We start from the raw sequence: 12039 nt of genomic DNA on the forward strand, positions 1-12039 counted from the left end.
CGGCCGCACCCCTCTCAGTGCGCGACCACCGCGCCATCGGCGTCGGTGCGAGCGGTGCGCTCCCGCGCCTCGGCGTCGGTGAACGATCTGGCGAGGTTCCTCCTCAGCCAGGTCTCCGTGGTGCTCACGTGTACGAGCGCCGCCGCGTGGGCGAGGGAGGCGTCGCCGTCCGCCAGTGCCTGGTAGATGGCGGTGTGCTCGGCGACGGTGCGGCCGGCCACGTTGTCCTCCACCAGCCCGCGCCACACCCGGGCACGGAGTGTCCGGCCCGAGATGCCGCCGAGCAGGGCGAACAGCGATCTGTTGCCCGTCGCCTCGAACACGGCACGGTGGAAGGCGTCGTCGTGGTGGTTGAGCGCCTCGACGTCGTCCTGGGCGGCGACCATCGCCTGGAGGTGGCGCTCGACCACCGCGAGCTGGCCGGCGCTGATACGCGTGGCCGACAGCCCGGTGGCGACGGGCTCGAACAGCCGGCGCACCTCCATGATCTCCAGGAGGTCGTCGCCCCGCATCATCTCGACGGCGAGGCCGACTCCTTCGAGCAGCAGGTCGGGCTTGAGACTCGTCACGAACGTGCCGTCGCCCCTGCGCACCTCCAGCACGCGGATGGTGACGAGGGAGCGCACGGCCTCCCTGAGCAGATTCCGGGACAAACCCAGTTCCACGGCCAGCTCCTGTTCGGGAGGCAACCGGGAACCCGGCAACAGCACTCCTTCCATGATGAGCCGCCTGATGTGCTCGATCGCCTGCTCGGTCAACGACATAGATGAATTTTCGTCCCTAGGGCCGGGAGACGACCACCCGCCCCCACGCGCGGCGCGATCACGTCCGCCACCACGGACTGCGGGATCAAGAAAGACACATGCCAAGACCACTGCCGGAACAATGCCGCCACGAGCAGGCACCCGTGTCGATCCCCGGGCGGGGGAGAACGGACATGGGATATCCGCCGATGAAAGTTTCACCTACATCAGACCCGCGAGCGTCATCGCCGATGCCGGATATCCGCATGACAGGCCGCCATGAGGGCCGGGAGCTGGTGTGACATCGAAGGCCGAGCCGTTGACGAAAGCGATCGCGTCGTATTTGCTCCACCCCACCACCGGCTCCGGTCCCCCCGCAGAAGGAAGTGATTGGCACCAGACATCATATGTTAGCGCTAACAAAATATGGGCTCTGAGCTCGTCTGCTTTCGAGTGCCGCCCGCGTTCCGAGCCCGGTCACTGGAAATCCAATCGCCTGATCCATCCACCACTCACCAGGAGGGTGATTGTGAAGGTCGCATTTCCGTTCATCGACAGCGGATCCAGGCGTAGTGTCCTTTGGATCGTGAGTCTGCTGTGCGTCGTGGCATTGCTCCCGGTCGCGCCGGCCAGGGCGGACAATCCGCTCGTCCAGACGATTTACACGGCTGATCCGGCGCCGCTGGTCTACAACGGACGGGTCTATCTCTACACCGGGCATGACGAGGACGGCTCGACGTACTTCACCATGCGGGACTGGCGGGTGTTCTCCTCGGCCGACATGGTGAACTGGACCGACCACGGCTCGCCGATGAGCCTCGCCACCTTCAGCTGGGCCAGCCAGGACGCCTGGGCCGGGCACACCGTCTACCGCAACGGCAAGTTCTACTGGTACGTCCCGGTCAAGGACCGCGCCAGCGGCCAGATGGCCATCGGCGTGGGGGTGTCCACCAGCCCCACCGGCCCGTTCAGCGACGCCCTGGGCCGCCCGCTGGTTAGGAACGGCGAGATCGACCCCAACGTGTTCATCGACGACAACGGCCAGGCCTACCTGTACTGGGGCAACCCCAACCTGTGGTACGTGCGCCTCAACACCGACATGATCTCCTACTCCGGCAGCCCCACCCAGATCCCCCTCACCACCGCCGGGTTCGGCACCCGCACCGGCACCGCCGGCCGCCCCACGTTGTACGAAGAGGCGCCCTGGGTCTACAAGCGCAACGGCCTATACTACAACGTGTACGCCGCCAAGTGCTGCTCGGAGTTCATCGCCTACTCCACCGCCACCGGCCCCACCGGCCCGTGGACCTACCGCGGCACCGTCATGCCCACCCAGGGCGGCAGCTTCACCAACCACCCCGGCGTCATCGACTTCCAAGGCGGCTCGTACTTCTTCTACCACAACGGCGCGCTGCCGGGCGGCGGCGGCTACACCCGCTCGGTCGCGGTGGAGAAGTTCGGCTACAACGCCGACGGCACCATTCCGACGATCAACATGACCACGACGGGCCCGCCCCAGGTGGGCACGCTCGACCCCTACGTCCGCCAGGAGGCGGAGACGGCCGCCTGGTCCTCCGGCGTGGAGACCGAGCCCGCCGGCGAAGGCGGAATCAACGTCGGCTACATCGAGAACGGCGACTACGTCAAGGTCAGGGGCGTCGCCTTCGGCAACGGCGCCACGGGCTTCACCGCGCGGGTGGCCTCGGGGAGCGGCGGCGGCAGGATCGAGCTGCGCCTCGGGAGCGCCACCGGCACGCTGGTGGGGACGTGCGACGTCCCGGGCACCGGTGGCTGGCAGACCTGGACCACCGTCACCTGCCCGGTGAGCGGCGCGACCGGGACCCGTGACCTGTTCCTGCGGTTCACCGGCGGCAGCGGCAACCTCTTCAACGTGAACTGGTGGCAGTTCACCACCTCCGGAGGCGGCGGGAACCAGCTGACCAACGGCGACATGGAGGGCGGCACGACGGGCTGGACCGCGTCCGGCGGAACGTTGTCGTCCAGCACGAGCGCCGCGCACGGCGGCACACGGTCGCTGCAGATCACCGGCCGCACGGCGTCGTGGAACGGCCCCCACCAGAACGTGACGTCGAAGCTGGTCAACGGCAGGAACTACACGACGAGCGTCTGGGTGCGCGCGCAGAGCGGCACGCCCAGCGTGAAGGCGACCCTGACGCTGACCGCCGACGGCACGACGCGCTACATCCAGCTCACTCCGGCCGCGACGGCGAACTCAAGCGGCTGGATCCAGCTCTCCGGCACGGCCGCCGTGTCATGGACCGGCACGTTGTCCAACGCGAGCTTCTACGTGGAGACGTCCTCGGGCACCGACGGCTTCTCCATCGACGACGCCTCGTTCCAGTAGGCCCCCCGGCGGCCGGGTAACGGAGGAGGCCGGCTCTCCGGCACGGCGAGGCTCGCCGTGCCGGAGAGCCGCACAACGGCCGCGGACCCGTATGGCACTCGTCGTCAACGAGGAGGCACTGCCGGATAACGACGCCTTTTCCTGTGTCCCCGATACTCGAGACGGCGCGAGCGTCAGGCTCGCGGTCAGGGGATATCGCGCACCTGGAAACACCCAGGAAGCGCACCCATGGCGAGGGCCGGTAGATCTCGGCCGCCGTGCGGGAAAGCCAGGACAAAGGAGTAGACGTGCAGGCCGTTGTGATGCGTGGTCCCGGATGTGTCGGAATCGAGGACATGCGCGAGCCGGTGTGTGGACCGGATGAAGTGCTGATGCGTACCGAGGCGGTATCGATCTGCTCGACGGACGTCTCTTATTTCCGAGGGCACCTCTCCCCCGGGCAGTGGCCGATCATCCCCGGTCACGAATACGTGGGCAAGGTCGTCGAGATCGGCTCCCGGGTGGAGGCTCCGATCAGACCGGGTGATCGGCTGGTCTATTGGGGGCAGACGGATTTCGGGGGAATGGCCGAGTTTCGTGCGATCCGGCCGCTGCTGCCCAACCAGGCCGGTGAGACGTCGTGGTACACCGAGCGCAACTTCTACGACGCCGACCAGGCGGCGGCGATCGTCGTCCCCGAGACGGTGCCCTCGCGGCTCGCCACCCTCGTCGAGCCGCTGACCTCGGTCCTGCGGTCGCTTCTGGTCAATCCGCCTCGCCCGGGAGACGTGTGCGTCGTGCTGGGCGCGGGGCCCAGCGGGCTCCTGGCGACGCAGGTGCTGGATCGGTTGCTGGGCGCGGGGGCCGTGACGGTCATCGACAAGGATCCGGAGCGGATACGGACGGCACTCTCGCTGGGGGCGACGCACGGTTTCGACATCGCCACCCAGTCCGGGGAGCTGAAGAGGCTCGTCCGCGAGCATCGCGACCACTTCGCCGACTACGTCTTCGACGCGCTGCCCCACGTCGCGACCGTCGACAACGGCGACGACGTGCGCCGCATGGGGATGAGCATGCTGCGGCCGGGCGGGACGTATGTGATCTACGGCGCCACCGAGCTGGCGCAGCCGATTCACACCTGGATGATCCTCGCGAAGGGACTTCAGGTGCGAGCCACACCGTTCGACGTCCGGCTGTTCCCGATGTCGCGTTCGGCGCACGTGGCCCGGATCGCCCTCACCCTGATCGAAAGCGGCGTCATACAGGCCGAGTCGCTCATCACCGATGTCGTCCCGGCGACGGACGAGGACCTGGTCGTTTCGGCCTTCGCCGGCTACGGGGCGCGAGGGTCGTTGAAGACCTCGCTTTGCTATTCCCGCTCCACCACGCCGATCGAGGAGCCCGTTCCTCTGCTGCTGGCGGCGGGGATGTCCGTGTGAGCACGCACGCGAACCGGCCGCTCCCCCGGCCGGTACGGTCCCGGATGGCGATCAGTGCGCTGTTCTTCATCCTGGGGTCGGGCTTCGGGAGCTGGGCGGTCCGGATTCCGGACGTGCAGGCGGAGTTCGCGTTGTCGAAGCCCATGCTGGGCACCGCCCTGCTGGCCATCGCGATCGGTTCGCTGATCGGGATGGCTCTGGCCGGTGCCCTGGCCGCCAGGCGCGACGCCGCCCCCGGCACCCGGGACTACGCCGTCGCCTTCGCCGTCGCGCTGGCGCTCATCCCCCATGCCCCCGGCTACGCGGGGCTGTGCCTGGCGCTCCTGCTCTTCGGGGCGGTGAACGGAATGCTCGGCGTGGCCATGAACGCCCAGGCCTCGTTGTTCGAACAACGTCTCGGCATTCCCATCCTGTCCTCATGCCACGGGATATTCAGCCTCGGCGCCCTCGGCGGCTCCCTCTCCTCGGGCGCTCTGGCCGATGCCGGAGTCAGCCCCGCGGTCCATCTGGCGGGGGCCGGCGCCCTCCTCACGGTCCTGGCCATGGTGATCGCGCCCTTCCTGATACACGCCCCGCCGGCTCGGGGCACGCCCGCCTTCGCGCTGCCGGACCGTGGCCTGCTCGCGTTCGGCGTCCTGGCCTTCTGCGGGCTGCTGTGCGAAGGGGCGGTCACCGACTGGAGCACGGTGTACCTGCGTGATCAGATGGACGCCTCCCCGGGCGCCGCGGGGACCGGGTACGCGGCTTTCGCGTGCGCCATGGCGGCAGGCCGGCTCATCGGTGACCGCCTCGGCGTCGCCTGGGGCCCGCGCCGGCTGGTGAGAGCGGCGGGTGGCGTCGCCCTGCTGGGAGCCGTCGTGATTCTGCTCACGCCCAGCACGATCGTGGCCGTGACGGGATTCGCCTTCCTGGGCACCGGGCTGTCGGTCGTTTTCCCGAGCACGCTCGCCGCGGCGGCCGGTCACGCGCGAGACCGCGTCGACGGCGCGATCGCGGCGGTCTCCACCGTCGGTTACTTCGGTTTCCTCATGGGGCCGCCGGTGATCGGCTACATCGCCTCGCTGACCGGTCTTCGCGGAGGCCTGGCCATAGTGGCCGTCTGCGCGTGCGGCGTCGTCGTCCTGGCGAAATCGCTCAACGGCTCGGGCGAGGCGGCGGCGGTGGAATCGCGGTACTGCTGAGGGCTGAGCCCGTAGGCGTTGCGGAAGGCCCGGCTGAAATGCGCGGGGGTCGTGAAACACCAGCGGGCGGCGATGGCGTGAATGGGATGACCGCGCAGCGCGGGGTCGGCGAGGTCGCGCCGGCAGCGGTTCAGGCGCAGGGCGCGTATCCACTCGACGACCGTGCAGCCGTGGGATTCGAAGAGCCGATGCAAGGTCCGGATGGAGATGTGATGAGCCTGGGCGATCATCGCCGGTGCCAGATCCGGGTCTTTGAGCCGTTGCTGAATGAACGCCTGAATCCGCTGTCGCAGTATTCCCTGATGCGACTCGGGAGCCAGGACGACATCCCGTTCCAGCCGGCCGGCGATCAGCCCGCCTATCAGATCGATCAGCGTGGTGGACACACGCACGGCCTCTGTCCCGCCGTAGCCTTCCAGGTCCGCCGCGGCCCGGGTCGCGAAGTTCCACACCAGAGCACCGATGCCGTCCCGCCCGCACAGCCGGGCCCCGATGACGTCTCGGGCGGCCGTCCCGGAAACCGGCAGCAGTTCTCGCGGAAAGTGCACCCCCAGCAAACTGCTCCTGCCTGACTCCTGCCATCCGTCGTAAGGACGGGACGTGTCGACCAGGACCATGTCACCGGGAAGAAGCTCCGCGTGACGACCGTTGTGAGCCACCACGGTGGGCCCTTTACGGCAAAGCACCAGCTGGTAGCGGCAGGGATCCGCCTGACGAATCAACCTCGCGCCGCGCCGCAACCCCCGGCGGCCCACCTCGCTCCGAGTGGCCACCTGCACCATGGTGACGGCCCCCAGCGTGCCGCCCTCCATACGCCCGCAGAATCCGGCGTCCTGGTCGCTGTACGTCTCGGCCGGAGCGGCATCCAGCAGGACCGCCTCCCGGAAATGGGCCAGCCGGTCACCGACAGACAGATGATCAGTGGTCATCAAAGTCCGCACAGCCAACCTCTTGATAATCATGTGAGAGCAACAACGATCACACGAGCCTCACCCGACGGAATTCACCGACGAAACGATCGATCTCCGCCGGCCACCGCACGGTGACCCGATGACGCACCAGGTCACCCGGCAAATGATTTCACGCGGTCAACAGACCGGTATCCAGGAAAACCCGTACATCGGGCGACGCGAACCCGGTGTCGAAAGCGATGGAAGAGGGCGGTGATATCAGGGCTGATGGACGCGGTCAGCGGAGTTTGCGGAGGCAGGTGGTGCCGGGGTAGTGGTCGTTGTCGTTTATGGAGGTGGTGGCGCGGGACGGGCAGTCTTCGGCGGTGGGGGCGGTGGCTATTACTTTTGCCCAGGCGGACTTGGAGGCGCATGGGGTTTCGTCCAGGCCTCCGATTATCAGGTCGCCCAGTTTGGTGGACAGGGTGGGGGGTTTGCGGAAGCAGGTGCCGTTGGAGTATTTGGCCGTGGTTTCCTGGGCGGTGTCGCCGGGGCCCGCGCAGACGATGGGGTGGGTGGGGTGGGTGCGGCGGTGGGAGTAGTGGTAGTCGAGGAAGCCTCGGGAGTCCTTGCACTGGGACTTCTTCTTGTAGAGGCCCCAGACGCGGCCGGGGCCTCGGGAGTCCTTGCAGGAGCGTTCTTCGATCTCGCCTTCGTCGGGGACGTAGACGCAGTCTCCGGCGATCAGGATCCCGCCGCCTTTGCCGCGTTCGGCGGGGTGGGGGCGGGTGAGGTTGCGCACGCAGGCCGTTCGCAGGTCGCCCAGGCCGGTGGGGGTGTCGACGAAGCCGTCGGTGTCACGGGGGCAGCGGGTGGGGCCCTCGCCGCGGTCCACGAGGCTCAGGATCTGCGCGCCGGCGCCGTCCGCGCCGCATTCGACCTTGGTCACGGTTCCCGCCGATCCGCCGCTCGACGAGACGAGGGTGCCGCCGGGCACCGCGGCGACGTCGACGCACGCTCCCTTCGCCCAAGGGGTCGACGGCGTCGGCGACGGGCTCGCCACTGGGCTGGGCGCGGTGGCCGAAGCGGTCGCCGAGGTGCCGGTCGAGGCGCCTGCCACGGGGTCATCGTCACCGGTGACGCGCATGACCACGATGACCGCGACGAGGAGCACGATCACACCGAGCAACGAACCGACCACTACTCGATTAAGCATCCATCCGCTCCCGTCTGGACGACCCTGATCGACATTCTGCGTGGCCGTCCCGCCGGGTGCGCGGCAGGATGGGGATCGCACCGGCGACCAGGAAGGCCTTGAGTCGCCGGCCGGGGGTGCGGATGGACGAGGGCGCGGTCGCCGTCGCGGCGCGGGAGGGGGACGAGGCGGCGTTCGGCGTGCTCGCGGAGCGGTACCGGCGGGAGTTGCGGGTGCACTGCTATCGGATGCTCGGGTCGTTCGAGGAGGCCGAGGACCTGGTGCAGGAGACGTTTCTGCGGGCCTGGCGGGGGCGGGCGACGTTTCAAGGGCGCGCCACCTTCCGTGCGTGGCTGTACCGGATCGCGACCAACGCCTGCCTGGACCATCTCGACCGCCACCCGCGCCGGCCCGGCACGGACGAGGTTCCGTGGCTGCAGCCGTATCCGGATCGGCTTCTGGAGCCGGCCGGCGAGAGCGGGGCGGATGTCGCCGTGATCGGGCGGGAGACCGTCGAGCTGGCGTTCCTCGTGGCGCTGCAGCATCTGCCGCCGGGTCAGCGGGCCGTGCTGATCCTGCGGGACGTGCTCGGGTGGCCCGCCAAGGAGACCGCCGCCCTGCTCGGTACCAGTGGGGACTCGGTCAAGAGCGCTCTACGGCGGGCGCGGGCGACGCTGCGGGACCATCTGCCGGAGCGCCGTTCGGAGTGGGTGTCACCGGTCGCGAGCGCAAGGGAGCGGGATCTGGTGCGGCGGTTCATGGAGGCCCATGAGCGGTCCGACGCGGCGGCGCTGGCGAAGCTGCTGAGCGAGGACGTGCGGATGACGATGCCGCCGCTGCCGTTCACGTTCGCGGGCCGCGAGGCGGTCGAGGCCTTCGCGGCGCACGCCTTCGGGCCGGAGTCGCCGCTGTACCGGGCGCGGTGGCACAGTGTGCCCACGCGTGCGAACCGGCAACCTGCCGTGGCCGGTTACATCCGGGCGCCGGGTGACACCGCGTACCGGGCGCAGGTGCTCAACGTCCTGCGGGTCGCGGACGGCAGGATCACGGACATCACCGTGTTCGAGCCCCGCCTGTTCCCCGCGTTCGGGCTCCCCCTGACCTGGCCGTGACCCCTTTTCCGGCGCCGTGCCGTCTCAACGACGGAGACCGACCCGGAAGGACCCCGAATGACCTACGTACTGATCCACGGCGCCGCGTCCGGCTCGTGGTACTGGCATCTGCTGGCCGCCGAACTGCGAGCCCGCGGCCACGACGTGGTGGCCCCCGACCTGCCCTGTGACGACGACGAGGCGGGGCTCGCCGAGTACGCCGCCACGGTGGTGGACGCCATCGGCGGTCGCACCGGGCTGACGGTGGTCGCCCAGTCCTTCGGCGGCTTCACCGCCCCGCTGGTCTGCGACCGCGTCCCGGCCGGCCTGCTGGTCCTGGTGAACGCGATGATCCCGGTCCCGGGCGAGACCCCCGGCGACTGGTGGGGGAACACCGGCTGGGAGCAGGCCCGCAGGGAACAGGACGAGCTCGACGGCCGGGCCCCGGACGACGACATCGCCCTGTTCCTGCACGACGTCCCCCGGGAGCTGGCCGAGGAGGCGCTCAAGCGATCCCGCCCCCAGTCGGCCACCCCGTTCACCACCCCGTGGCCTCTCCCGTCCTGGCCCCAGGTGCCCACGAGGTTCCTCCTGTGCCGCGACGACCGCTTCCTCCCGGCCGCCTTCCTGCGCCGCCTCGCCGGGGAGCGGCTGGGCATCACCCCGGACGAGATGGACGGCGGCCACACCGTCGCCCTCAGCCGTCCCCGGGAACTGGCCGACCGCCTGGAGGCGTACGGGCCGGCGTCGTAGGCCTCCCCTTCGGTGTCGCCGGATGCCGTCGGAATGCCGTCACTTGGCCAGCATCGCGACCAGGCCCGCCGCCGCGCCGCCGGCCACGGCCAGGAAGCACCCGCAGGCCAGCACCAGCCCCGGCACCCTGGCCCGCGCGCCCGGTGGGCGGTCGGCGTACGCGGACAGGCCGACGAGGCCGAGCGCGAACACGGCGACCAGCCCGGCGCCGCCGAGCAGCCCGACGGCCAGCACCTTCCACAGCGAGGCGACGTCGATGTAGTCGCTCATGCCGTCCGTCCTCTCTCGAATGCGTTCATGCGGCACGCTCCTCCGCGTGGGCCGAGGGGGTGCGGCCGGTCCAGCGGGCGTTCACGTTGGCGTGGTTGACGGGCGACCGGCGGGACGCCAGGTACAGCCCGCCCGCGACCAGGGCAGCGAGCGCGAAGACCACGCCCATGCCGAGGGCGCCGCCGATCAGGTCGGTGCCCTTCCAGGCGACGGCGCCGCCGACGGCCGCCGCGGGGAGGGTGACGAGCCAGGCGACGGCCATCCGCCCGGCGACGCCCCAGCGGATCTCGGCCAGTCGTTTGCCGATGCCCGACCCCACGATGGAGCCCGAGCACACGTGCGTGGTCGACAGCGGGAAGCCGAAGTGCGACGCGGCGAAGATGACCGCGGAGGAGGACCCCTCGGCGGCGAATCCCTGCGGGCTCTCGATCTCGGTGAGGCCCTTGCCGAGGGTGCGGATCACGCGCCAGCCCCCGATGTAGGTGCCGAGGGCGATGGCCGTCGCGCTGGACACGATCACCCACAGCGGTGTGCCGTCGTCCGGGCCGATCGTGTGGCTGGTGATCAGGGCGAGCGTTATGATCCCCATGGTCTTCTGCGCGTCGTTGGTGCCGTGCGCGAGGGACACCAGCGACGCCGAGCCGATCTGCCCTATGCGGAAGCCGCGGATCCGGATCCGTTCCGACACCCGGGCGGTGATCCGGTACACGAGGAAGGTCCCGATCGTGGCGATGAACACCGCCGCCACCGGCGCCAGGACCGCGGGAATGATCACGTCGGAGACGAGCCCCGCCCCCTTGACCGCCGACGTGCCCGCCGCCAGCAGCGTCGCCCCCACCACCCCGCCGATCAGCGCGTGCGACGAACTCGACGGGATCCCGAAGTACCACGTCACGAGGTTCCACAGCAGCCCGCCCACCAGCCCCGCGAACACCACGTTCAACGAGATCGCCCCGCTGTCCACGATGCCCTTCGCGATGGTCGCCGCCACCTCCAGCGACAGGAACGCCCCCACGAAGTTGAGCACCCCCGACAACGCCACCGCCACCCGGGGCTGCAACGCCCCCGTGGCGATCGAGGTCGCCATGGCGTTCGCCGTGTCATGAAACCCGTTGGTGAAGTCGAAGCTCAACGCGGTGACCACGACCAACACCAGCAACACGCTCTCCGCATCCATACCACCCCCCCTTACACACCCGTTGTCCTCTAACCGTCTCCCATGGCAAATCTCCAACAATTAACCCGGCGGTCTCCTCCCCTTCACCCACCCCGGCATCGCGGGGTGGGTGGGGACGGTTCCCGCCGGGTGAGGTCAGACGTTGAAGTACTTGGCCTCGGGGTGGTGGGCGACGAGGGCGGAGGTGGACTGCTCGGGGTGGAGCTGGTACTCGGGGGACAGTTCGACGCCGATGCGGGCGGGGTCGAGGAGGGTGAACAGCTGGGCCTGGTCCTCGAGGTTGGGGCAGGCGGGGTAGCCGAAGGAGTAGCGGCAGCCGGCGATGTTGACCTTGAGCATGTCGGCCAGCGACTCGTCGCCGCCGATGCCCAGTTCGGTGCGGACGCGGGCGTGCCAGTACTCGGCGAGGGCCTCGGTGAGCTGGACCGACAGGCCGTGGAGTTCGAGGTAGTCGCGGTAGGCGTCCTTGGCGAACAGCTCGCCGGTGGCTTCGGCGATCCTGTTGCCCATGGTGGCGATCTGGAAGGCCACCACGTCGACCTGGCCCGAGCCCACCGGGCGGAAGAAGTCCGCCAGGCACAGGTGACGGTCCCGGCGCTGGCGGGGGAAGGAGAAGCGGACCAGTTCACGGCCCGCCGGTTCGCCGCCGGTCACCGGCCGGGGGGCGGTCAGCAGGGCGGTGCCTGTTCCCGTCGCCATGGCCGCCGTCGCACCCGCGCCGCCGGGTACGCCCGCCAGTGCGGCGCCGACGCCGTGGAGCGTGTGGTGGCGGGAGGTGGGCAGGAGTGCGGGGTCGACGGTGTCGGGGTCCAGGATGATCAGGTCGTCGCCGTCGGCCTGGCAGGGGTAGTACCCGTATACCACCGCGGCTTCCAGGAGGTTGTCGGTGTGCATCCGGTCCAGCCACATCCGCAGCCGTGGCCGGCCCTCGGATTCCACCAGGTCCTCATAGCTCG

General features: G+C 69.6%; 10 protein-coding genes and 1 pseudogene. 5 read left to right on the forward strand and 6 right to left on the reverse strand.

Annotation, left to right across the window (positions count from 1 at the left end; all coding sequences use genetic code 11):
• Positions 1-14 precede the first annotated feature (14 nt).
• The gene (locus ACFP1K_RS32490) at positions 15-764 is read right to left on the reverse strand and encodes a FadR/GntR family transcriptional regulator (RefSeq protein WP_380760579.1); all 750 of its coding nucleotides are present in this window, start codon (positions 762-764) and stop codon (positions 15-17) included.
• 565 nt (positions 765-1329) lie between these two features.
• Here ACFP1K_RS32490 and ACFP1K_RS32495 point away from each other — a divergent pair.
• The 3 genes from ACFP1K_RS32495 to ACFP1K_RS32505 all read left to right on the forward strand — a co-directional run bounded on the left by ACFP1K_RS32495 (position 1330) and on the right by ACFP1K_RS32505 (position 5707).
• Positions 1330-3108 (forward strand): family 43 glycosylhydrolase, encoded by a 1779-nt coding sequence (locus ACFP1K_RS32495; RefSeq protein ID WP_380760582.1) that lies wholly within the window; start codon positions 1330-1332, stop codon positions 3106-3108.
• Between the two features lie 335 nt (positions 3109-3443).
• On the forward strand, positions 3444-4526 hold the full coding sequence (locus tag ACFP1K_RS32500) for a zinc-dependent alcohol dehydrogenase (RefSeq protein ID WP_380760584.1): 1083 nt from the start codon (positions 3444-3446) through the stop codon (positions 4524-4526).
• Positions 4523-5707: an MFS transporter gene (locus ACFP1K_RS32505; RefSeq protein ID WP_380760586.1), complete on the forward strand. Its 1185-nt coding sequence runs from the start codon at positions 4523-4525 to the stop codon at positions 5705-5707. Before ACFP1K_RS32500 ends, ACFP1K_RS32505 begins: the two co-directional genes overlap by 4 nt.
• Before the next feature lie 29 nt (positions 5708-5736).
• On the opposite strand, the pseudogene ACFP1K_RS32510 reads toward ACFP1K_RS32505, so the two are convergent.
• Together ACFP1K_RS32510 and ACFP1K_RS32515 are read right to left on the reverse strand one after the other, a co-directional pair.
• A pseudogene (locus tag ACFP1K_RS32510) lies at positions 5737-6669 on the reverse strand (AraC-like ligand-binding domain-containing protein); the annotation flags it as partial.
• A gap of 226 nt (positions 6670-6895) precedes the next feature.
• On the reverse strand, positions 6896-7813 hold the full coding sequence (locus tag ACFP1K_RS32515) for a hypothetical protein (RefSeq protein WP_380760588.1): 918 nt from the start codon (positions 7811-7813) through the stop codon (positions 6896-6898).
• Between the two features lie 98 nt (positions 7814-7911).
• Here ACFP1K_RS32515 and ACFP1K_RS32520 point away from each other — a divergent pair, with 98 nt between their 5' ends.
• Together ACFP1K_RS32520 and ACFP1K_RS32525 are read left to right on the forward strand one after the other, a co-directional pair.
• Entirely contained in the window at positions 7912-8904 is a 993-nt protein-coding gene (locus ACFP1K_RS32520) for an RNA polymerase subunit sigma-70 (RefSeq protein WP_380760589.1), read from the forward strand.
• Positions 8905-8961: 57 nt separating this feature from the next.
• The gene (locus ACFP1K_RS32525) at positions 8962-9636 is read left to right on the forward strand and encodes an alpha/beta fold hydrolase (RefSeq protein WP_380760591.1); all 675 of its coding nucleotides are present in this window, start codon (positions 8962-8964) and stop codon (positions 9634-9636) included.
• A 39-nt stretch (positions 9637-9675) separates the two neighbouring features.
• Here ACFP1K_RS32525 and ACFP1K_RS32530 read toward each other — a convergent pair whose 3' ends face one another.
• The 3 genes from ACFP1K_RS32530 to ACFP1K_RS32540 all read right to left on the reverse strand — a co-directional run.
• A complete protein-coding gene (locus tag ACFP1K_RS32530; RefSeq protein ID WP_380760592.1) occupies positions 9676-9906 on the reverse strand; it encodes a hypothetical protein in 231 nt (76 codons plus the stop codon).
• 25 nt (positions 9907-9931) lie between these two features.
• The gene (locus ACFP1K_RS32535; protein WP_380760594.1) at positions 9932-11083 is read right to left on the reverse strand and encodes an inorganic phosphate transporter; all 1152 of its coding nucleotides are present in this window, start codon (positions 11081-11083) and stop codon (positions 9932-9934) included.
• A 135-nt stretch (positions 11084-11218) separates the two neighbouring features.
• Positions 11219-12039: vitamin B12 dependent-methionine synthase activation domain-containing protein (locus ACFP1K_RS32540; protein ID WP_380760597.1), on the reverse strand; the 821-nt coding region annotated here is incomplete at its 5' end.

Origin of the sequence: Sphaerisporangium aureirubrum, from assembly GCF_042658925.1 — a bacterium.
Lineage (GTDB): Bacteria > Actinomycetota > Actinomycetes > Streptosporangiales > Streptosporangiaceae > Sphaerisporangium > Sphaerisporangium aureirubrum.